At 58.1% G+C, this 22,877-nt stretch carries 13 protein-coding genes, 4 tRNA genes and 1 pseudogene; 14 read left to right on the forward strand and 4 right to left on the reverse strand.

Annotated elements, in window-relative coordinates:
* The first annotated feature begins 305 nt into the window (after positions 1-305).
* The 9 genes from tig to HMPREF9465_RS07970 all read left to right on the forward strand — a co-directional run bounded on the left by tig (position 306) and on the right by HMPREF9465_RS07970 (position 9,063).
* On the forward strand, positions 306-1,634 hold the full coding sequence (gene tig / locus HMPREF9465_RS07930) for a trigger factor (RefSeq protein ID WP_005435815.1): 1,329 nt from the start codon (positions 306-308) through the stop codon (positions 1,632-1,634).
* Between the two features lie 184 nt (positions 1,635-1,818).
* Complete coding sequence (gene clpP / locus HMPREF9465_RS07935) at positions 1,819-2,418, forward strand: ATP-dependent Clp endopeptidase proteolytic subunit ClpP (RefSeq protein WP_005435819.1); 600 nt, start codon at positions 1,819-1,821, stop codon at positions 2,416-2,418.
* A 20-nt stretch (positions 2,419-2,438) separates the two neighbouring features.
* Entirely contained in the window at positions 2,439-3,668 is a 1,230-nt protein-coding gene (gene clpX, locus HMPREF9465_RS07940; protein WP_005435820.1) for an ATP-dependent Clp protease ATP-binding subunit ClpX, read from the forward strand.
* Positions 3,669-3,764: 96 nt separating this feature from the next.
* Positions 3,765-6,248, forward strand: coding sequence for an endopeptidase La (gene lon / locus HMPREF9465_RS07945; RefSeq protein ID WP_005435821.1), 2,484 nt, complete (start codon positions 3,765-3,767; stop codon positions 6,246-6,248).
* Between the two features lie 209 nt (positions 6,249-6,457).
* A tRNA-Val gene (locus tag HMPREF9465_RS07950) sits at positions 6,458-6,533 on the forward strand.
* A gap of 97 nt (positions 6,534-6,630) precedes the next feature.
* Positions 6,631-6,707 (forward strand) — tRNA-Asp (locus tag HMPREF9465_RS07955).
* A 47-nt stretch (positions 6,708-6,754) separates the two neighbouring features.
* Positions 6,755-6,831: transfer RNA gene (locus tag HMPREF9465_RS07960), tRNA-Asp, on the forward strand.
* A gap of 126 nt (positions 6,832-6,957) precedes the next feature.
* Positions 6,958-7,034: transfer RNA gene (locus tag HMPREF9465_RS07965), tRNA-Asp, on the forward strand.
* 121 nt (positions 7,035-7,155) lie between these two features.
* Positions 7,156-9,063, forward strand: coding sequence for a SurA N-terminal domain-containing protein (locus tag HMPREF9465_RS07970; protein ID WP_005435822.1), 1,908 nt, complete (start codon positions 7,156-7,158; stop codon positions 9,061-9,063).
* Positions 9,064-9,202: 139 nt separating this feature from the next.
* Here HMPREF9465_RS07970 and HMPREF9465_RS07975 read toward each other — a convergent pair whose 3' ends face one another.
* Complete coding sequence (locus HMPREF9465_RS07975; RefSeq protein WP_005435823.1) at positions 9,203-10,753, reverse strand: FGGY family carbohydrate kinase; 1,551 nt, start codon at positions 10,751-10,753, stop codon at positions 9,203-9,205.
* A gap of 247 nt (positions 10,754-11,000) precedes the next feature.
* Between HMPREF9465_RS07975 and HMPREF9465_RS07980 the strand changes: the two genes are divergently transcribed.
* Entirely contained in the window at positions 11,001-12,053 is a 1,053-nt protein-coding gene (locus tag HMPREF9465_RS07980; protein WP_081579466.1) for an NTP transferase domain-containing protein, read from the forward strand.
* A gap of 14 nt (positions 12,054-12,067) precedes the next feature.
* Here HMPREF9465_RS07980 and HMPREF9465_RS07985 read toward each other — a convergent pair whose 3' ends face one another.
* Complete coding sequence (locus HMPREF9465_RS07985) at positions 12,068-13,366, reverse strand: IS256 family transposase (RefSeq protein WP_005433166.1); 1,299 nt, start codon at positions 13,364-13,366, stop codon at positions 12,068-12,070.
* A gap of 96 nt (positions 13,367-13,462) precedes the next feature.
* Between HMPREF9465_RS07985 and HMPREF9465_RS13270 the strand changes: the two genes are divergently transcribed.
* On the forward strand, positions 13,463-13,852 hold the full coding sequence (locus HMPREF9465_RS13270; protein WP_147645282.1) for a hypothetical protein: 390 nt from the start codon (positions 13,463-13,465) through the stop codon (positions 13,850-13,852).
* A 329-nt stretch (positions 13,853-14,181) separates the two neighbouring features.
* On the opposite strand, the gene HMPREF9465_RS07990 is transcribed toward HMPREF9465_RS13270, so the two are convergent.
* The gene (locus tag HMPREF9465_RS07990; protein ID WP_005435834.1) at positions 14,182-14,592 is read right to left on the reverse strand and encodes a hypothetical protein; all 411 of its coding nucleotides are present in this window, start codon (positions 14,590-14,592) and stop codon (positions 14,182-14,184) included.
* A gap of 385 nt (positions 14,593-14,977) precedes the next feature.
* On the opposite strand from HMPREF9465_RS07990, the pseudogene HMPREF9465_RS14055 reads away from it, so the two are divergent.
* Positions 14,978-16,743: pseudogene (locus HMPREF9465_RS14055) on the forward strand (IS1634 family transposase).
* Positions 16,744-16,961: 218 nt separating this feature from the next.
* Here HMPREF9465_RS14055 and HMPREF9465_RS08005 read toward each other — a convergent pair.
* Positions 16,962-17,693, reverse strand: a complete 732-nt coding sequence (locus HMPREF9465_RS08005) for a LicD family protein (protein WP_005435835.1) — start codon at positions 17,691-17,693, stop codon at positions 16,962-16,964.
* 417 nt (positions 17,694-18,110) lie between these two features.
* Between HMPREF9465_RS08005 and HMPREF9465_RS08015 the strand changes: the two genes are divergently transcribed.
* Positions 18,111-20,090 carry a DNA topoisomerase IV subunit B gene (locus HMPREF9465_RS08015; RefSeq protein WP_005435836.1) on the forward strand — a complete coding sequence of 660 codons (1,980 nt, stop codon included), beginning with the start codon at positions 18,111-18,113 and terminating at the stop codon, positions 20,088-20,090.
* Positions 20,091-20,106: 16 nt separating this feature from the next.
* Positions 20,107-22,860 (forward strand): DNA topoisomerase IV subunit A, encoded by a 2,754-nt coding sequence (parC, locus tag HMPREF9465_RS08020; protein WP_005435837.1) that lies wholly within the window; start codon positions 20,107-20,109, stop codon positions 22,858-22,860.
* Positions 22,861-22,877 lie beyond the last annotated feature (17 nt).

Here is a 22,877-nt window from a genome sequence, read left to right on the forward strand (position 1 = left end):
TCTCCTGCACAAGAGGAGGACGGCGCCTGAATCGAGGCCGAATTCAGTGCGGGGAGCGGGTTTCCCGCAGGAACCCGTTGAAACAACAGCTGAATTTCTCCGCTATAATTAAAAAATTCAGGTCCGCCGACATCAGAAGCCGGCGGATGCTCTTTTTATAGAAGAGAACGAACGACGGTCCGCCGCATGCGGGTGCGCTTCGCTCTGGAAAGGATTTTTCACGCGGTCCGTTCTGCAAAGGGACGGATCTCTTCCACAAATTCCGCCGCGCGTCAAGCGGGCGGACTTTTATAAAGACTACTGCGATGACTGAACAAGAAACCGTCAAGACCGAAGAGGTCGCCAAGGTCAACCCGCTCGAACGCACGCTCGATCTGGTCGTTTCCTACGCTTCCGCTGAAGAACTCACCGAAAAGGCCCTGAAGAACTACGGCAAGAACGCCAAGCTCCCGGGCTTCCGCAAGGGTCACGTTCCGGCCGCTCAGGTCCGCCGCATGTACGGCATGCAGGCCTATGACGAAGCCATCAACCAGCTCGTCGGCGAAGCCTGGCAGAAGGCCGCCTCCGAAAGCGAGCTCCGCATTGCCGGCTATCCGCGCATCGACGCCGCCAAGAACGAAGAGGACAAGGAGAACATGCACTTCACGGCCAAGTTCGAAGTGTTCCCTGACGTTCAGGTTCCCGACTTCTCCGCCGTCGAACTCAAGCGCTACGTCTGCCCGGTGACGGACGCCGAAGTCGAAAAGACGATTGACGTCATGCGCCGCCAGCGCGCCACGTACAACGTCGTGGAACGCGCCGCCGCCAACGACGACCGCGTCAAGCTCAACTTCAAGGGCAAGAAGGACGGCGTTGAATTCCAGGGCGGTTCCGCCGAAGGCTACGTGTTCGTTCTCGGCCAGGGCCGCATGCTCCCCGAGTTCGAAGCCGCCGTCACGGGCATGGCTGCCGGTGAAAAGAAGACCTTCCCGATGACCTTCCCCGCCGACTACGGCATCAAGGAACTCGAAGGTCAGGCCGTTGAATTCGACGTTGAAGTCGTCGAAGTCGCCGAACCCGCCTACCCGGAAGTTGACGACGAATTCGCCGCCAGCCTCGGCGTCAAGGGTGGTGTTGAAGCCATGCGCGCTGAAATCCGCGCCAACCTCGAACGCGAAGTCAAGGCCCGCCTCGAAACGAAGACCAAGGCCGAAGTGATGGAAGCCGCCGCCAACGCCTGCGACTTCGCCCTTCCGACCGTTCTCGTGAACGACCAGTGCGAAGCCCTCCGCCAGCAGATGGAAAGCGACCTCGCCGGCCGCGGCATCGACGTCAAGAAGATGCCCGCCATGCCCGTCGACGCCTTCAAGCCGCAGGCTGAACGCCGCGTGCGCCTCGGCCTCTTCGTCGAAGCCCTGATCTCTCAGGAAAATATCTCCGGTTCCGACGAACAGGTTCGTGAAATCGCCGCCGATATCGCTTCCAGCTACGAAAAGCCGGAAGAAGTCATCGAGTACATCATGAAGGACCAGAACCGCGTGGGCAACCTCCGCGCCCAGGCCACGGAAAACAACGTGACCGAATGGATCCTCGCCAAGGCCAAGACCGTTGAGGAAACGGTTGAATTCGACAAGCTGATGGCCGGCCAGTTCTAACGAACGGGACAACGTCAGACTTGCGGGCGCGGCCTGCCGCGCCGGCCCTGATCGACTCGAGAGGCATCACGGACAACACGCCGGATGCCTCTTTTTTTCTTTTCCGTGGTCCGCAGGCGGGAGCTTTTCCGCTCGCTCCGCTACAATCGGCAGATACCCCTTTTTCCACAAGGCGAATAAAAAAATGCTAGTCCCTTATGTCATTGAAGACACCGGCCGCGGCGAACGCAGCTACGACATCTATTCGCGCCTCCTTCGCGACCGCATCATCTTCCTTACGGGTGAGGTGAACGACCAGTCCGCGAGCCTCGTGATTGCACAGATGCTCTTCCTCGAGAGCGAGAATCCGGACAAGGACATCTACTTCTACATCAACAGCCCCGGAGGTTCCGTTTCCGCCGGCATGGGCATCTACGACACGATGAAGTTCATTCGTCCGAAGGTCTGCACGATCTGCGTGGGCCTTGCCGCCTCGATGGGGGCGCTCCTCCTGAGCTCGGGCGAGAAGGGCCGCCGCTATGCGCTGCCGCACTCCCGCGTCATGATCCATCAGCCGCTCGGCGGCATCCAGGGGCAGGCGACCGAAATCGAGATTACCGCCCGCCAGATCCTGCGCACGAAGCAGGAGCTCAACCAGATTCTTGCCGACAACTGCGGCAAGCCTGTTTCCGAAGTCTCCCTCGACACCGAGCGTGACTACTGGCTCGTGGGCGAGGAGGCCATGAACTACGGCCTCGTCGACCGCATCTTCACGACGCGCGCCGAGCTTGAAAAGGCGCTTTGAGCGGAATCGAGGTGAATGACATGCGAACCTGTTCCTTCTGCGGCCGCAGCGAGAGCGAGTGCAAGGAGCTCTTCTCCGGCATTCGCGGCGAACTGATCTGCGGTGAATGCATCCGCTCGATGAACGACGAGCTCAGGAGCGGCCCCACTCCTGAGAGCGCTCCCGAGGCGAAGCCCGAGGCTGAGAAGCCCCTGCCCAAGCCCAAGGAGCTCTATGACCTGCTCGACCAGTACGTCGTAGGTCAGGAGCGCGCCAAGCGCACGCTATCCGTGGCGGTCTACAACCACTACAAGCGACTGAAGAACCAGGCGGACGCTGCGCGCTCCGTCGAGCTTCAGAAGTCAAACATTCTTCTGATCGGTCCGACGGGCTCCGGCAAGACGCTGCTGGCGCAGACGCTTGCCCGTGCGCTCGACGTGCCGTTCGCCATTGCCGACGCGACGACGCTCACCGAGGCGGGCTACGTGGGCGAGGACGTCGAGAACATCGTCGCCAAGCTCGTGCAGGCCGCCGACGGCGACATCGAGCGCGCCCAGCGAGGCATCATCTACCTTGACGAAATCGACAAGATCGCTCGCAAGAGCGAGAACCCGTCGATCACGCGCGACGTGTCCGGCGAAGGCGTGCAGCAGGCGCTGCTCAAGCTCGTCGAGGGCACCGTGGCAAGCATGCCCGCCCAGGGCGGCCGCAAGAATCCCGGCAAGGCCATGATTCAGGTCGACACCTCGCAGATCCTCTTCATCTGCGGCGGCGCCTTCGACGGCATGCAGAGCATCATCAGCCGCCGCACCGAAAGGGCGGAGATGGGCTTTGGAGGCCGCGTCTTCAGCAAGGACGGCGACAAGAGCCTCACCAAGGTGTACAGCCAGGTCGAGCCCGCCGACCTCGTGAAGTACGGCCTGATCCCCGAGCTCGTCGGCCGTCTGCCCGTGATCGCTGCGCTTCAGGAGCTCGACGAGGAGGCGCTCATCGCCATCCTCACGAAGCCCAAGAACGCCATCGTCCGCCAGTATCAGGCCCTGCTCGGCATGGAGGACGTCGAACTCGAGTTCACGCCCGACGCGCTCAAGGCGGTCGCCGAAAAGGCCATCGCCCGCAAGACGGGCGCCCGAGGCCTGCGCTCCATCGTCGAGGGCGTGCTTCTTGATGCCATGTTCGACATTCCGACGCGTGGAAACATCGCGCGGGCGCGCGTTACGCGTGAGACGGTCGAGAAGAGCGCACCCGTTGAGCTCATCGAGCGCGACTGACGAAACTGATCTGCATACGACTTGAAAACGGGGGCTCTGGCCCCCATATATTCAAGACCGAACCGAACATTCACTAGGACTAGAGATTTGGACAACATGACCGACGGGGAAGTGATTTACCCCGAACAAATTGAAGTGCCTGCTGTCGCAGTGCGGGACATGGTGATCTTCCCCTCGACGCTGGTGCCCGTCTTCATGGCGCGCGAGGCTTCCGTCAACGCCGCTAGGAAGGCCTTTCAATCCGACAATAAGTACGTTTTCGTGGTCACGCAGAAGGAGCCCGACACCGATGCGCCCAAGCAGGACGACTGCTACGGGGTCGGCACGCTCGCAAGCGTGATGCAGTTCTTCGGCCTGGCTGACGGCACCTCGAAGATGCTCGTCGAGGGCCTCGCCCGCTATCGCGTCGACTCGCTCTTCGAGCGTGACGGCTCGCTTGTGGCTCGCTGCACCCGCCTCCATACCGTCTACGCCCCAGAGCGCACGCTTGAGCCGCTGCGCCGCCAGTTGATGAGTGAGTGGAAGAAATACGGCTCCTTCGGCACCGGAAAGAGCGAGCCTGCGGGCCGTTTCGACGCGGAGACTGATCCCGAGCGTCTGCTTGACCTTGTCTGTGGCCAGATGTCCGGCCTTGCTGCCGCCAAGATGGAGATGCTTGCCGAGGTCGACCTTGCGGCGCGCTTCCGTCATGGGATCGACTTCCTGCTGACCCAGATTGATCTTCAGAAGCTCAATGTTCGCATCGACGGCCGCGTCAAGCGCCAGATGGACAAGAACCAGCGCGACTACTATCTCCACGAGCAACTCAAGGCCATCCGCAAGGAGCTCGGCGACACGGATGAGGGCGCTGATGAAGAATACGCCGATCTTGAAGCCCGCATCGCCTCGGCGAAGATGCCCAAGTACGCCGAGGAGACCGTGCGCAACGAGCTTCGCCGCCTGCGCCAGATGCCGGCGATGAGCTCCGAGTCCGTCGTCGTGCGCAGCTACATCGAAACGCTCACGGACTATCCGTGGACGAAGAAGTCCCGCGTTTCGCGCGACCTTGAGGCCGCCGCCCGCATTCTTGACGAGGATCACTCCGGTCTCGAAAAGGTGAAGGAGAGGATTCTCGAGTATCTCGCCGTTCAGAAGCGCGTGGGCAAGGTGAAGTCTCCGATTCTCTGCTTCGTGGGTGCGCCCGGCGTCGGCAAGACCTCGCTCGGCGAGTCCATCGCCCGAGCCACGGGCCGCAAGTATGTGCGCGTGGCTCTGGGCGGCGTGCATGACGAAAGTGAGATTCGCGGCCACCGTCGCACCTACGTGGGCTCGATGCCAGGTCAGATCATCAAGAGCATGATTCGTGCCGGCGTGCGCAACCCGCTCTTCCTGCTTGACGAAATCGACAAGATGGGCACGGATCATCGCGGGGATCCCGCTTCGGCCATGCTCGAGGTGCTTGATCCCGAACAGAACAACGCGTTTGCCGACCACTACATGGAGATTCCGGTGGATCTCTCCGACGTGATGTTTGTGGCGACCTCGAACAGCTACGACATTCCGCCGGCCCTGCTGGACCGCATGGAGGTGATTTCTCTTTCGGGCTATACCGAGGAGGAGAAGATCCACATCTCCGAGCACCACCTGATTCCCAAGCAGCTTCGCGCCACGGGGCTCAAGGCTGAAGAGGTCGACCTCCCCCGAGAGGCCATCGTCGACATCATCCGCTACTGGACCCGCGAGGCGGGCGTGCGCGGACTTGAGCGTCTCATCGGCAAGATCTTCCGCAAGGTTGTGTTCGCCGCCGACAAGAAGGGCGGCAGCATGCCTGAAAAGGTGGTGATCAAGCCCGAAAGCCTCAGCACCTATCTTGGGCCCGCCAAGTACACGATCGGCCTTGCCAGCAAGGAGCCGCGCGTGGGCGTCGTCAACGGCCTGGCCTGGACGTCCGTGGGTGGTGAAATGCTCGTTATCGAAGCTCAGATCTTCCCCGGCAAGGGGGGCGTGCAGCGTACGGGCAGTCTCGGCGACGTGATGAAGGAAAGCGTCGAGACGGCCCGCTCCGTCGTGCGCGCCCGTGCGGCCAACCTCGGCATCGACACGAAGCGCTTCTACGAAACCGACCTTCACGTCCACTATCCTGAGGGTGCGACGCCCAAGGACGGTCCGTCGGCAGGCATCGCCACGACCACGGCCATCATCTCGGCCATGACGGGAATTCCCGTACGCTCCGACGTCGCCATGACAGGCGAGATCACGCTTCACGGCGAAGTGCTCGAAATCGGCGGCCTCAAGGAAAAGCTCCTCGCCGCCGTCCGTGCGGGCTGCACGAAGATCCTGATCCCCGACGTCAACAGGCGCGATCTTGAGGACGTGCCCGAGACCGCCAAGACTCAGATCGAGGTCATCCCCGTGAAGACCATCGATGAGGTGATCGCACAGGCGCTCGTCCGCCTGCCCGAGCCTCTCGCGGTCGAAGCTGAAACGGCTGGAGCTGCAGCAGGGGCCGCGACCGGCGAAGCCGCTGCGTCCGCCGCAGAGGAAAGGTCCTCCAAGGCCAGCAGTGCGGGCAAGACTCCCACGCTTGAGGTCCATGCCTGACCTTGCGGGAAGAGGGCCTTCTGAGAAGGAGGTTCCTCGCATGAAATGATGTTCGGCCCGTCCGCGCAAGCGGTCGGGCCGAACACGTTTGAGGAATGGCCGAAGCGAGCAAGGCATACCGTGTTTGCGGTATGGTTTTGCCTAGGGCATCGTGTACAATCCGAGTTCTGCAGCGCGCAACGAGGCGTCATGCAGGACTTTTACCGTGGGGGTGCTTAGCTCAGTTGGTAGAGCACCGCCTTTACACGGCGATGGTCGGGAGTTCGACCCTCTCAGCACCCACCAGTCAAAATAGTTGAGGAGTTTTGGAAAAAAAACTTCTTGACAGATTGGAAAAGTTCTGTATAATACGCTTCTCTGCTGATGCAAAAGCTCTGAAAACGGAGTGGTAGTTCAGTTGGTTAGAATACCGGCCTGTCACGCCGGGGGTCGCGGGTTCGAGTCCCGTCCACTCCGCCAACGTTTCCGAGCGTACATCGACAGATTGCGACAAGCACATGATGTGCGGAGTGGTAGTTCAGTTGGTTAGAATACCGGCCTGTCACGCCGGGGGTCGCGGGTTCGAGTCCCGTCCACTCCGCCAACAGATTTTAAGAAGAATTCGATACAAAAGTACCGGGTTTTTCAAAAAAGGCGAAAACCAAAAAAGCAGAAGTTCGCTAAAATATCGGACTTAGGTTTGAGCCGCGTGCGAAAGCACGGCATGTGCGGAGTGGTAGTTCAGTTGGTTAGAATACCGGCCTGTCACGCCGGGGGTCGCGGGTTCGAGTCCCGTCCACTCCGCCAACAGATTCTGAAAAGAGGCGAACCTTGCGGTTCGCCTTTTTTTTGCTCTAAAAAATCATCGGGAACGAGGCCTCTCTGCGTCCGTCGGGCGACAGTTGGCCAAGACAACAAGGAAACGTTCATGCTTCAGGCATTTCGCGATCACAAGCGCTGGCTGATGTTCATCGCCATGGTGCTGATTATTCCGAGCTTCGTCGTGACGGGCATCTACAGCTACAACCGCATGACCCAGGCTGACAACTCCATCGCCAAGGTCGGCGACAGCTCCATTACGCCGGAACTCTTCGACCAGGCTAAGCGCCAGCAGCTCGAGCGCCTTCGCCAGCAGATGGGCGACCAGTTCCGTGCAGGCATGCTCGACACGCCTGAGGCCCGCGAAGCCCTCGTGCGCAATCTGATGGACGAGGCCGCCGTCACCCAGACGGTTGCCAGAGAGCATGTCGGCGTGAGCGAGCAGGAAGCCGTTGCGCTCATCAAGAACGCCGATGCGCTCAAGGAGAACGGTCAGTTTTCTCCCGCGCTCTACGAGCGCTTCCTCCAGAGCCAGGGCAAGAGCGACCAGCAGTTTGTGGCTGAAGTCCGCCGCGACCTCGCCAAGGAGGCTCTTCTCACGGGCGTGACCGCCACCTATCCCGTGCCGTCCGCCGTCGTTGAGCATCTGCACAAGATCATCACCGAAGAGCGTGAAGTCCAGACGCTCATCTTCAACATCGACCAGTACATGGGCGACGTGAAGGTGACGCCCGATGAGGTCAAGGCCTACTACGACGGCCATCAGTCCGAGTTCATGGCCGACGAGCACGTCACGGCCCAGTACGTCGTCCTCTCGCCCGAAAGCTTCAAGGCCTCCATCAAGCCCAATGAAGAGGACGTTCGCAGCTATTACGAACAGAACAAGCAGCGCTACGCCACGGCTGAGGAGCGTCGTGCCAGCCACATCCTGATCAGCTTCGGCGACGACAAGGCCGCTTCCAAGAAGAAGGCCGAAGAAATCCTCGGCAAGGCCAAGGCCGATCCGTCCTCCTTCGCCAAACTGGCCAAGGAAAATTCCGTCGACACGGGCTCCGCCGTTGAGGGCGGCGATCTCTCCTTCTTCGGCCGCGGCATGATGGTCAAGCCCTTTGAGGACGCCGTCTTCTCCGCCAAGAAGGGTGACATCGTCGGCCCCGTCGAGAGCGACTTCGGCTGGCACGTCATCTACGTGACCGACATCCATCCGGCCCGCGTGCGTGACTTCAACGAAGTCCGCGCCGACATCGAGGCCGAATACATCGACCAGATGGCTCTGCGCGAATTCTCCGAAAAGGCAGAAGAGTTCACGAACATCGTCTACGAGCAGGCCGACAGCCTCGAGCCCGCCGCCCAGAAGTTCGGCCTCAAGCTCATGACCGCCGAGGACGTTACGCGTCAGGGTCCTGCCGATCCCGAACTGGCTCCGTTCTTCAACGAACACGTGCTTGAAAACCTCTACGGCTCCGAATGCCTGCAGGAAAAGCGCAATTCCGCTGCCGTCGAAGTGGGCTCCAATCAGCTTGTCGCCGCCCGCGTCGAGAAGCACTTCCCGAAGGCCGTTCGTCCGTTTGACGAGGTCAAGGGTCAGATCGAGGACGGTCTGAAGCTGCGCAAGGCGGGTGAGCTCGCCAAGGCCGCCGGCGAGAAGAAGGTCGCCGAGGTCCGCCAGTCGAAGTCTCTTGACGGCTTCAGCAAGGCCGTCTGGGTCTCCCGCCAGAATCTGCTCGGTCATCCCGCCCAGCTCGTTGACCGCATGGTTGCGCTTCCCGCCGACAAGCTCCCCGCCTACACGGGCATGCAGGTTGACGGCGGCGCCTACTTCGTCGCGTTCGTGAACGCCGCCAAGGTGAAGGCTCCGACCGAAAACGAGCTGAAGTCCCTCTCGCGCGAGTTCGCCACGATCTACGGCGAAGCCGATCGCCGCGGTTATCTCTCCGCCCTCCGCCAGGAGCTCGGCGAAGAGATCCTCCGCCCCGACTTCATCAAGGGCGAGAACAAGGGTGAGGACGCCGAGTAATTCCGGCTTTGCCTGATCCCGCAAAGGGGCGCATGTCCGACGGACGGCGCCCCTTTCCCATTCTTCAAAAGAAGAGGGCGCCCCTCCTGACCGGAACGGGCGTCCGTTCTCGAGCTGAACGGGATCGAGGCGTTATTTGTTATTCGATGGTTCGCATGGCGACGAGGCGGCTGAAGGCGGTCTTCATGTCCTCTCGCACGAGCTTCTGACGCATGTCGTAAAGCGTGCGGTAGCGGCTCGTGAGCGCGGGAACGGGTGCATACTCGGCGTCGCGCTCGATGTTGTCAGAGAGCACCTTCCTGACGTCGGGCGCGTCGCCCACGGCGTGGGCCGCGACGATGCAGTTTGTGAGGACAGCGCCGCCCGCATTGCGAAAGCGCACGACGTCCGCGCCGAGCATGTGGCTCTTGATCCTGTTCCAGAGCTCGTTGCGCGAACCGCCTTCCGTCACGGTGATGCGGTTGAGGTCGACACCAGCCGCGCGATAGCTGTCGGCAAGGCCCATGTAGTCGTAGCCGATGGCTTCAAGCACGGCACGCCACATGACGAACTGGTCGTCGTCCATGGTCATGTTGAGGAAGCATCCGCTCGCTTCCTTCTCTTCGCCCGAACCGCCCGTAAGGTAGGGCAGGAACATCACGCCACGGCAACCTGCGGGCACTTTCTCCGCGCCTTCCGTCATCGGGCCGTAGTAGGCAGCATCGTCCGCCTTCTTGCAGACGTTGTCCTTGAACCAGCGCAGGGCGAGACCGCCCGTGCGGACGAAGCCCCAGTAGAAGTAGGTGTCGGGGAGCGTGCCCGAATTGAAGATGAGCCCTGTGCCCGGTTTGGAGAGCTCGGGGATGATGCCCTTCGTCGAGACGCAGAACATAGCGCAGGTGCCCGCCACGTCGACGCCCTGGCCTGCCTCGAAGATGCCGGAGCCAAGCATGGACTGCATCGTGTCGCCTGCGCCGCCCAGAATGGGAATGCCCGCCCTGAGGCCCGTGCGTTCGGCCATTGCCTCGGAAAGGCCGCCGACTTTGTCCCAGGGCTTCACGATTTCGGGCATGTACTTCCTGTCGATGCCGAGAATTTCGAGCTGTTCGTCGGACCAGCACTTTTTCTGGACGTCGTAGCCCAGGCCCCAGCCGGACATGGCGCCCCAGTCGATGAAGGCGTCCTCGCCCTTGAGGCCCGCGAGATGCATGAGGATGTAGGGGGCGTTGTGCACGAACTTCACGCCGACGCGATTGAAGGCCTCATTGTTCTTCAGGAACCAGCGGGCGAACATCGCGGGGAACATCGGGGAGGCGACGGAGTTGCCCGTCTCGCGCCCCCAGATCTCGAGTCCTCGGGCGTTGAGAGCCTCGACGTCTGGTGTCGTGCGGCTGTCAAGATAGTTGATGTAGGGCGTCACGGCATCGCCCTCGGCGTTGACGCCGACGATGCCGCAGATGATGCCGTCGCCCATGACGGCGCAGACGTCCTTCGGATCCCTGCCCATTTCCCTGAGGGATTGAGCACAGGCGGCCATTGACTTTACGGTGATCTCGAGGAACTCGTCGGCGCTCATCTCGACCCAGCCGGGCTGCGGATAGTGCAGGTGCGTGGGCAGGCTGTGGCTCGTGAGGCAGTTGAACTGCTCGTCATAGACGGCGACCTTGACGCTTTGGGTGCCTGCGTCAAAGCCCATGTAGAGTTTGCTCATAGGGGGCCTTTAGGGGTAGTGAATCTGACAATTGTATGCGAACCACAGGGGGCACGACACTGTTTTGCGCAGAATCATCTGTAGCAGAGAAAGGACGCCGTTGGGTGGGAGACATACATTCCCCGGGCTGCTTCAAGAGTCTGCGGAGGAAATAATGGTAAACTCCGTGGTTGAGCAGTGATTGTTTCCTGATAATTCAGATGTGATATTTAGGAGAAGATGCGCGGTGTCAAACGAGCAAAATAAAATGACAAGAGATCTTTTTGATTGTCTGATGGCCTTGCTTTTGTCTGGAGAAGAAAATCAAAGGCCTGCAAGTGACGCCTATGAGGTCTGCGTGTGCAAAGGGTGGGCGGAAGGGAGGACTGTCACGGCCGCAGGGTTGGAGGCTCTGAAGCCTTACAAGGTGAGAAACGCCGTCATCATGGCTGCAGGGTTCTCGTCAAGATTTGCCCCCTTGTCATATGAATGTCCCAAAGGACTGGTCAAGATCAAGGGGGAGGTACTTGTCGAAAGACAGATCCGCCAGTTGCAGGAGGCGGGGATTTTAGAAATCATCGTGGTTGTTGGTTATAGAAAAGAAGATTTTTATTATCTTGCCGAAAAGTTCGGTGTTGAGATTGTGGAAAATTCGGAATATTCGACGAGAAACAATCATTCAAGCCTTATGGCTGTGAAGGAACGAATTTCAAATACGTATGTCTGTTCTGTCGACAATTACTTTACAGTAAATCCCTTTAGGTCTTATGAGTGGAAGGCATTTTATTCTGCGCAATGGTCAGAAGGAGAAACTTCCGAATGGTGCATGAGGTCGGATGATACGGGGAGAATTTCTGAGGTTCAGATAGGTGGTCGCGGGAGCTTCTACATGGTGGGGGCGGCATATTTCGATACTGATTTTTCCAGAAAACTTCTTGATATTATTTCGTCAGAGTACTTTGTTCCTTCATCGAGGAGTAAGCTTTGGGAGGATTTCTTTGTCGAGCATCTGGATTCTCTTGATATGGAAATGAAGTGCTTTTCCGAGGGCTGTCTTCTTGAATTTGACAGCATTGATGATGCAAAAAGCTTTGATCCTGTTTTTCTAAAGGAACAGCAATCTGAAATTCTTGACAGGATAACGGCTTGTCTGGGTTGCCAGCGAGAGGATATTCATTCCATTGTTTCCTTGAAGTCAGGTCTGGGGAGTGTCAGGATTTCTGTGTCTGGGGAGGTTATTCCAGGGGCAGCCCAACGAGGCTGCCCTTTGTTTTTTGTGATGCAGTATGCCAGACCTGATGCGATAGCGCGGGTAGTCTAATCATACCCCTTGTCTTACTCCATGGCACCTGTAAAGCGCTCGCCAAACAGCAGAGCGAACTGAGGCATGGCAGCAGACCACCTGGCTGTAGCACGCTTCCAGGAGGTCGTGAAATTCATGATAGCCAGGTAGATCAGCTTCCGGGCTGCGTCCTCACTAGGGAATAGAGTGCGCGTCTTGATCACCTTCCTGACAGCGCGGTTTAGCCCTTCAATCGCATTGGTCGTATAGATCAGTGTACGGATCTCTGGCGGGAACTGGAAGAACGGGATCACTTGCGCCCAGGCGCGTTCCCAGATCTGGATGATGGCTGGATACTTCTTGCCCATGTCCGTGCTTCCAAAACGCTCCAGAGCGCGTTCTGCAGCGTCGGCATCCACTGCCTGGTAGATGGGCTTCAGCTCCTTGCATACGGCCGCCCTGTCCTTCTGAGAGACGAATGAGGTGGATGCGCGGATAAGGTGGACGATGCAGGTCTGGTGGAGGGTCTGCGGATACACGGTTTCAAGAGCCTCCGTCATGCCCTTCAGGCCGTCCGTAACGGCGATGAGGATGTCCTCCACGCCTCGGGCCTTGAGCCCGTTGAACACGCTCGCCCAGAAGCTTGCGCCCTCGTTCTCGGCGATCCACATGCCCAGAACCTCACGCGTACCGTCCGTGCGAACACCAATCCCGAGATGAACAGCCATGTTCTTTACGGCTGCGCCGCTGCGGATTTTGACTCGAAGGGCGTCGAAGAAAGCGACGGGATACACACTTGCGAGCGGGCGATTCTGCCACTCCCGGACGTCCTCAAGCACTCTGTCAGTAACCTTGCTGACGTAGTCGGGGCTGATGTCCACCCCGTAGAGGTTGTCGATGAAGGCCTGGATGTCACGGGTGCTCATGCCCCTGGCGTACATGGCGATGATCTGCTCGTCCATCTTGCCGAACGAGCGGCTGTGCTTGGGCACGATGATCGGGTCGAAAGTGTTCTGTCGGTCGCGCGGAACGCTCAGCGGCAGAGGACCAAACTCGGTCTTCAGGGTCTTGTGGCTAAAGCCGTTGCGCTTGTTGGAAAGCTGGGGAAGCTCGTCAGCGGCGACCTCTTCAGGAGGCGTTTCAGTGGGCTGACAGCCTGTGAGATGGGCATCCATTTCTCCCTGCAGCATGGCTTCGACGAAGCGTTGGGAGAAGGTACGGACGGCCTCGGAGAAGGCTTCGGGGCCCAGCGGGCGGCCCGATGCTCGAAGCTCGGAAACGTACTGGTCGATATGGTTATCGAGGGGGTTGGTGGACTTCTTACGAGAATTGCGTTTGGTATTCGTGTTCATTGGATGCACCCGATTGGCGGGCTCCGATTATCCCATGGACACAAAATTTCTGACGCTCTCGCGGTTTTGGGAAGCTACGCAATGAGACACGAGACCGTGGACAATCACGTAGCTCTCCAGATAAGAAATGCAGTTTCCGCTGCAGCGTACGGTGTTCTCCTGTGGGGCGTGGCGGATGTCGGTGCCGTAAAGCCATTTGGGAGTATTTTGTATTTGATCTCAGGTTGTGCTCTTGTGGGAACGATGTCGTATCTCTTTTATTACAAGGCCATTTCCATTTTAGGGGCTTCAAAGGGGATGGCCTTGAATATAACTTATTCTGCGTGGGCGTTGCTTCTTGGCTTTGTCCTAAACGATGGCGCAATAAGCGGACTTGCTTTTGTATTCTGCTTTCTTATTGTTGTGGGGACGATAGCTTCGGCCACCTCACTTTTACTGCCCAAAATCCCGCTTCTATCCTCTGTACAAAGACGTCAATTTCCATGAAAACGGAACAGTGTACCCAAACACACCGTCAAAAAAATCAAAAGTTCCGTAAAACATTAATTCCTCTGAAAACAAAGGATGGTTGTCGCCTTTTTATTTTTAATAAAATTCTCAACAAATTAATCTTTATATTGCAAACATAATTCGTACCTCAGGAACGAATTATGTGAATCAATACTTCCAATAGTATCTACAATACATATCCGAGAGATTCCGTTGGTGTTCAGTGGTTCTTTGGTAAATATGCACCCCGTCAGACATGCTTTGAGAGACTCGATGTCCCTTTTTTGTAGAAATTGACGAAAGAAGCGGGATTTTTTTGAAAGGTATCACGCCTTGTCGGCTGACGCCGTTGTTTGAGCCGCCTGCGCGTTGAGTTCATCTTGCGCCTTCACGGCAGCAATGTAGCTTGCCAAATGCTCTGCAGACATCAGCTCCCACAGTTCGTCGGCATTGTCGAAGAGTCCTTCGCACCCCAACTCCTTCAGGAGTCCCTTCTGCTTAGAGGTTAGGTTGATCAGCCGGGTCTGCTGTGTGCGATGGCTTCTGATGGCAACAACACTCTTGAGTTCCGTAAGCATTTCCGAAATGGTGTAGTAGTCGCTGAGGGTGTATTCCTCGTTGAAGTCCATGATGTCGCAGTCGACTGCACGGATGTTTTCATGGGCGGGTAATTTCCTTTTGAGCATCGTGCGAAGGTTTGCCAGCAAGCTCAAGGCAACGAAGGTCACCAGAAGCATGCCGTCGAGACTTTGGGAAGCTCTTCAAAAGTACCCTGAACAATCGTTTGCACAGAAATTTAGCCTGTGTAATAGACAAAAGCTCTCGGAGCGCAAAATTAAAGAGGGCTTTTGAAGAGCTTCCTTTGAGACGATTGCACGCGCGTCGTCCGATGCAGGTCTCCCAACATCAGTCGGAAATTGACCTCCACCTCGTTGCGCAACCGGTATTTGTCAAGAAGTTCGTCCAAGCTCTGGTCAGTACCCTGCAAGTCGTCAAAAGATCACTCAAAGCCCAGAAACGAAGTAGACACTTCTCTTAAAAGCCCTGTTTAATCGGGACTTTTTTCTTGCGCCGTGGTGGGTGTGTATGATATAATTATATACACCCATTAAAGGAGATCAAATGGCAGCTCGGAAGGAGTTCCCGGTCAAAGTTCGCCGTGTGGCAGTAACGAACCAAAAGACCGGCGTCAAATACATCGAGGAACGTCGCTATCAATACGATCCGGCAAAGGGCTACAACGTCCTTCTGTCGAGCCGTCGGATGGGTGAAAAAATCCTGGAAGGCGAAACGGTGACAACCCGTTGCCGCCCCAAGAAGAAGCCAGCCGAAGCGGCTCAGACTGCCGAGCTTTCTGCCAGACGAACCCGTGTAGAGGCTCTGGACTTGATTCGTCATGCCGGGGCAGTGGCCGGACTCGAAAGTTCGGTCCGCAGGGCGTATCCCAACGGTGGAACCTCCGAGAAGCTGCTCTCTGTCTCTCAGTACTTGGTCGTTACGGGTGAAACTGTTCACAACGTGGAGGCCTGGCAATGCGAACATGATCTCCCCTACGAAGCCGGCCTGTCCGAGGACATTTGCTACGACCTTTTCCACGAGCTCGGTCTGGATGAATCCGGTTCACAGTCTCTCTTCCGGGAACTGGCCCGTACGGCAGGCAACGACGAACAGCCGGCCATCGCATTCGATTCAACCTCGCATTCCGTCTACGGCAACGGCCTGAAACCGTACGCGCGGCAAGGCTTCAACAAAGACGGCGACGGCTTGGACATCTACAAGATCATCACCTTCTACTCGCTTGATTCCGGTCTGCCCGTTTCTTTCGAGCTTCAGCCCGGCAACATCCCCGACGTGATTTCTCTCGTCAATGCCGTGCCTCGGGCCAAGGCATACGGCTTGAAGAATCCGGAGTTCTGCCTCGACAACGGGTTCTTCAGCAAGGAGAACGTGCTGCGCTTCCTGCGCAAGAATTTCAAGTTCACGATCCTTGCCACGCTCAAGCACGCCTGGATCTACAAGCACTTGGACAGCGCCGCCGATGATGGGACCAAACTGAGAGACCACTTCTCGCGGTACGCTTCTCAGTGCCGTTCGACGAGAAGATCAGTGCCGTATCGGTGTCTGAAATGACGCCGTTTGAATGGAAGCGGCAGCGCACGCGCAATGGCGTAGCCGCCGGGGATACGGAGTCAAAATCCTTCCGACTGTACTTTCACTATTTTCGCAACAATGCCCGAGCTGTCATGGAAGCTTCAGCCTTCCACACGAAGCTCAAAAGCTACGAAATGAGTCTTGCAACCGGCAAGGAAAATGAAATGGACGATGCCGAGCTTAAGTTCGCGCACCGGTACTTCTCGTGGAAGCGTGTTCGAGGCGGAGGCATCAAGGTCATCCCCAACGAAGAGGCCATTCTGGCCGCACAGAAGGACTTTGGGATTTTCGTCATCCTTTCAAATCTTCATGCGAGCCCGTGGGACGCGCTTCGTCGCTACCGTCGCCGCAACGACATTGAAACCTCGTATCGCGTCGTCAAGTCCGACCTTGACGGGCGAAAGCCCCGAGTCTGGACGATGACCAGCGTACGCGGGCAAGAAATCTGCCGACACGTCACACTCGGCTACCGTTTCGTGCTGCAGAGCATGATGGAGCGCACGGCTCAGGAAGCCGAGCGGCGAGCCAACGATGAGTCGCTCGGGAAGACTGTGCGGAAGCAGTACGAAAAACTGACCGCCTGGATTCGATCGATGACGCTCAAGCAGTTGCTCGATTGGTTCGACTGCGTGGAAAGAGTCGAGGTGAGGAACAGGGTGGATCAGTACCGTTGGTCTACGGAGACGACGGCCAGAGACCAGATGTTCCTCGAGCTCTTCTTCGACGAATCTGACTGAGTGTAGATTCCACGGTTTTCAGGATCTGATTGGTTCCCAGTTCATATCAGCTCCCGGTAAACATACGTACAATATTATATAGATGTTTGCGCCAAAAAAAGCAACCCCTTAAAGTAACTTTTTACGCCTTGCCTTACAGGGGATGAGTGGTCTTCAAGGGGGCAGCGATGAACGGTTGTACAGAGGTGACGCCGGGAGTTTGGGTTACTGGTAAAGCATTAATCCATTGAATCCAGAACTGAGAACTCAATAAGGTGAGTGTGCCTCTTGTCGGCAGGAGGATATTCCATGTAATTTCCATATCCACACCCCTTTAGAACGTTATCGAAATTATTTGGTCCAGGGAGAATTAGTCCTCCAAAGTTGTAGACTCTTTTCACAGGAAATATGTCTTCAAATCTCCAAGTTCCTTCTGAAAGAAATAACTTACATACAACGATTTTCGTTTTGTCAGTTATTGATATGAACTGCTCTTGAAGAATTTTTTCTGTTTTATTTTTTTTGTTTATGAGACTGGAAAGCTTTATTTTCAAGAGGCGACGCTTGAAAGAGTATTTTGGTAAGGTTTGTCTATAGTCATGAAGTTCACGAACTTGTCGTATTTCATCGATGTGATTTCGTAAAATGTTTTCTTGTGCATTAAAACCATCGAGAATGAAGATGTCGATGAACCCGCCATTTGAAATACCGAGGTCGTTGTCGTTTCCTTCCAGGGTATGAACGCGATTGTCACGAAGCTTGGGGAAATCCAACGGATAAGCAGGGTCATTTTCCTTTCTTTGCAGGCAAAAATAGGAGGGAAGCTGAGTTTCAACGGACAACAGCTTTTCGTAATTCTCTCTGGTCATCAAAACGTCAAGGTCGTCATCCCAAGGGATGAATCCTTGATGCCGTACGGCTCCAAGCAGTGTTCCATAGGCAATGACGTACTCGATCTGGTGTTCTGTCATGAATCTGTCGAAATCTCCAAGAGTTCGTGTCAGATATTTGTGTACCAAGGCTAAGTCAACGGCGGAGGTCATTTCAAGAAGTATTTTGGTGGAGCGCAACAGTCGGTCGAGGACTGCCTTTGCGCTCAGATGATTGATCTTATGAGCGTTAATGATACTGCTGAAGTCGTTTGTCTGGGTTTCCTTCGGCAGCTGATGATATGGAAGTCCCCGTCCCGTTTCCTCTCCGTCGTGTTTGTTTTATGTTTGGCGGATCGGGAAGCCGGTGTGACTCTTTTCCTTGATGACTCAGAGAAGTGTGGGGGAGGGACGTTTTGAAAACATGGGTTACAATCCTTGCACAGTTTTGAGGCGGATGCAGAACGGATCCGCCTCTTTGTTGGATGTGTTGAAAATCGGTCGGGTGAATCAGTAATCATGGCGAAGACAAACGGCAGAGCGGAGGACTACGGCGTCTCCTCAATCAAGGTGCTCAAGGGGCTTGAACCCGTCAAGCAGCGCCCGGGGATGTACACGCTTACGGACAATCCTCTCCACATCATTCAGGAAGTAGTTGACAATGCGACGGACGAGGTCCTTGCAGGCTTCGGATCACGCATATCGGTGACGCTTCATGCCGACGGGGGCATCACGGTCGAGGACAACGGCCGAGGCATCCCGACGGGGCTTCATCCTGAGGAGAAGGTGCCTGTTGTCGAGCTTGTCTTCACGAGGCTGCACGCAGGCGGCAAGTTCGCCAAGTCCGACGGCTCGGGTCCGTATTCCTTTGCGGGCGGTCTGCACGGCGTCGGCGTCTCGGTGACGAACGCACTTTCGACTACGCTCGACGTCACCGTCTGGCGCGACGGCGAGGAGTCGACGATCGGCTTTGCCGACGGCGATGTCGTCAGCCCCCTCAAGTCCCGCCGTTCTCCGCGTCCGAAGTCCCAGACGGGCACGCGTGTGACTGCTCATCCTGATCCGAAGTACTTCGACAGCCCCGCGATTCCCGAGGGTGCGCTCATTCGCCTGCTTCGCTCTAAGGCCGTGCTGCTTCCCGGCTGTGAAGTGGTCTACAAGAATGAGAAGACTGGTAGGGAGGAATGCTGGAAGTATGAGGGCGGCCTTCGCGAATACCTCCTCTCCGAGATTGCAGCTGAACCGCTTGTCGCTCCCTTCGAGGCGCATGGTTACGTTGAGGATGCCGGTGACGGCTATGCAGTGGGCGAGGGCGCGGCCTGGGTCGTCATCTGGACGACCGAGGGAGGGCTTGAGCGCGAGAGCTATGTGAACCTCATCCCGACGCCGCAGGGCGGCACGCATGAGGCGGGGCTCAAGGACGGCCTGTATCAGGCCATGCTCGCCTTCATGCAGGCGCACGGCCTGCAGGCGAAGAACGTGAAGATCCTCTCCGAGGACGTCTTCAGCCGGGCCAACTTCGTGCTGTCCACGAAGGCGCTTGATCCTCAGTTCCAAGGGCAGACAAAGGAGAAGCTCACGAGTCGCGAGACGATGAAGCTCGTGAGCGGCTTCGTGCGTCCGCAGTTCGAGTTCTGGCTCAACGACCACATCGAGGAAGGCAAGAAGCTCGCGGAGCTCATCGTCTCTCAGGCACAGGCGCGCCAGCGCCAGTCGACGAAGTACGAGAAGAAGAAGTCCTCGAGCGTTGCGGTGCTCCCCGGCAAGCTCACGGACTGCGAGTCCGACGACATTTCCATGAACGAGCTCTTCATCGTGGAGGGCGACTCTGCAGGCGGCTCCGCCAAGTCGGGTCGCAACAAGGAGTTTCAGGCCGTGCTGCCGCTGCGAGGCAAGATCCTCAACACGTGGGAGGTCGACGCCGACAAGATCTTCGGCAGCGACACCGTGCACGACATCGCCGTGGCGATCGGCGTTGATCCGCACCCTGCGGACGGAGCCCCCGACCTCAAGGGACTGCGCTACGGCAAGATCTGCATTTTGTCCGATGCCGACGTGGACGGCAGTCACATTCAGGTGCTGCTTCTCACGCTCTTTTACCGTCACTTCCCGAAGCTTATCGAACTCGGGCATGTGTACGTGGCCATGCCGCCCCTCTATCGCGTCGACGTGCCGAAGAGGGGCCGCAAGCCCGAGCGCAAGTTCTACTGTCTCGATGACCGAGAGCTCTCCCGCACCCTGACGGCCCTCAGGAAGGAGGGATTTGAGGAAGACAAGATCTCGATCTCCCGATTCAAGGGTCTGGGCGAAATGAAGGCTCAGCAGCTCGCTGAGACTACGCTTCATCCCGACACCCGCAGGCTGCTGCCCGTGGGGATGGGCGACGTCGACGAGGCCGTGACGGGTGAGGTGATGAACCTCCTGATGGCGACGAAGAGCGCGGGCAGCCGCAAGCTCTGGATGGAAGAATACGGCGACCGCGTCGAGGCGGACGTCTGAGCTGGAGAGAGACGATATGGCAAGAAAGAAAGGCGGCCTCAATCCCGAGGTCCAGGACGACGGCGGTCTCTTCGGCGACCAGATGCTCGTTTATGAAGACGATTTGAAGAAGGCGGAAGAAACGCCGGCAAGGAAAAAATCCGCTGGCGGCAGGGTGGCAAAGGCATCTGCCGAAGCACCCGTTCAGACGCCTCTGCTTCCCGAGGTTGAGGAGAGCGTCGAGGTGCAGGCTGACGAACCCGTTCAGGAGACGGCGCCTGAGGAGTCCTCCGCTCGCGAGATCGAAGAGGACGTGACGGAGGAGGCTCGCATTGAGGAGGATGCTGCAGAGGCTTCCGAAGATGAGGGCGCGTCGCCTCTTGGTGCACGCGTTGACGAGGTGATGACGGGCGGTGTCGAATCCGACGGTCAGCTCACGCTCGCGCGCTATGCAAGCCGGGCCTATCTTGAATACGCGATGTCGGTCGTCAAGAGCCGTGCGCTTCCCGACGTCTCCGACGGCCAGAAGCCCGTGCAGCGCCGCATTCTGATCGACATGGAGCGCATGGGCGTCAAGGCGGGCACGAAGGCCGTCAAGTCTGCGCGCGTCGTGGGCGACGTGCTCGGCAAGTACCATCCCCACGGCGACCAGTCGGTCTACGATGCGCTCGTGCGCATGGCGCAGAGCTTCTCGCTCCGCTATCCGCTCATCGACGGCGAGGGCAACTTCGGCAGCAGGGACGGCGACTCTCAGGCTGCCATGCGTTACACCGAAGCGCGCCTCATGCCGATCGCAAGTCTGCTTCTTGAAGAGGTGGACACGGGGGCAATCGACTTCACGCCCAACTATGACGGCAACTTCCAGGAGCCCGTGGTTCTGCCCGCGAAGCTGCCCTTCGTGCTGCTCAACGGCTCGTCCGGCATTGCCGTCGGCATGGCGACCGACATTCCCTCGCACAACCTGCGGGAGGTCGCGGCCGCCTGCACGCTGCTGATTGACAAGCCCGAGGCAACGCTTGACGAGGTGCTTGAGGTTCTGCCTGCGCCGGATTTCCCGTGCGGCGGCCAGATCATCAGCCCGAGAAGCACAATTCGCGACATATACCGTACGGGCAGGGGCAAGCTCACCGTGCGTGCGCGCTACCACTTCGAGGATCTTGCCCGCGGCCAGTGGCAGCTCGTGATCGACGAACTCCCGCCCGCCTCGTCCTCGCAGGACGTGCTCAACCAGATTGAAGCCATCACGAATCCGAAGGCCAGAAAGGACAAGAAGACGGTTTCGTCGAAACAGCAGCAGGCCAAGAGCGCCATGCTTGCCATTCTCGACAGGGTTCGAGACGAGTCGACTGAGGAAAAGCCCGTGCGCCTCGTCTTCGAACCCAAGAGCAGCCGCATCGACCGCGAGGAGTTCGTGGCGGCGCTCCTTTCGCAGACATCGATGGAGTCCAACGTCTCCGTCAACCTCGTCATGCTCGGCAATGACGGCAAGCCCAAGCAGAAGAACCTGCTCGAGATCATCCGCGAGTGGATCGCCTTCCGCCTGCTGGCCGTTCGCCGCCGCACTCAGGCAAGGCTCGACAAGGTCAACGACAGGATTCACGTGCTTGAGGGTCGTGCGCTCGTCCTTCTCAACATCGACCGCGTCATCGAGATCATCCGCAACAGCGATGAGCCGAAACCCGCTCTGATTAAGGAGTTCGGTCTCACTGATCGTCAGGCGGACGACATTCTTGAAATCAGGCTCCGCCAGCTTGCTCGTCTGGCCGCCATTGCGATCGAGAAGGAGCTCGCCGAACTCAACAAGGAAAAGAGTTCGCTCGAACGCATTCTCGGCAGTGACGGCGTTCTGCGCCGCACAGTGGCCAGGGAGATCGAGCAGGCAGCGAAGACCTTCGGCGACGACCGCCGCACCCTCATCGAGGAGGCGAGCGTCGTTCAGGCCGAACAGCACGTGGTCGACGAACCCGTTACGGTCGTGCTCTCGCAGAAGGGCTTCCTGAGAACCCGTCAGGGCCACGGGCACGACTGCACGCTGCTCAGCTACAAGGTGGGCGACGGCTTCGAGCGTGCGGTCGAGTGTCGCACGGTCGACGACATCAGCTTTGTCACCGACACGGGCCGTGTCTACACCTGCAAGGTCTCTGCCATTCCCGGCGGTAGGGGCGACGGCTTGCCCGTCACGTCCTTCTTCGATCTTGACAAGGGCATGAAGCGATTCGTCGGTGTCTTTGCTGGCCGTGAGAAGGAGGATGTCGTGCTCGGCACGTCGGACGGCCTCGGGCTCAAGTGCACGATCGGCGACCTCAAGGCCTCGCAGCGCATCGGCCGCACCTTCGTGCGCATGGCCGACGGCGTCACGCTGATGCCGCCCGCCGAGGGCTGCGCCGAGATGCCGCTGATCGCCTGTCTTACCGAGAAGGGCCGTCTCGTGATCTTCGCACACGACGAGATCCGCAGACTCTCCAACGGCGGCATGGGCGTTTCGCTCGTGAAGCTTGAGTCCGGTGAAAGGATGATCGGCATGACGCTCGTCGATGAGCGCGGTCTCACCGCCTCCGGCACGGGACGAGGCGGCAAGCCCAGAGAGGTGCAGATCACCCGCAAGTCCTTTGAGGAGTTCCGCATGCAGCGCGCCCGCAAGGGCCGCCAGATCGGCGTCACCTGGACGGTCGAGTCGATCGCCCCTATCACGCCCGTCAAGCCTGAAAACGAAGGCGAAGGCTCGTCGGGTGCCGGCTCCGCGGGAGGCCTCACGATCCAGCTTGAGGACGAAAATCCGCGCCTCATCTGACGCGCAAACGGAACACA

It is taken from the genome of Sutterella wadsworthensis 2_1_59BFAA, assembly GCF_000297775.1.
GTDB classification, from domain to species: Bacteria; Pseudomonadota; Gammaproteobacteria; order Burkholderiales; family Burkholderiaceae_F; genus Sutterella; species Sutterella wadsworthensis_A.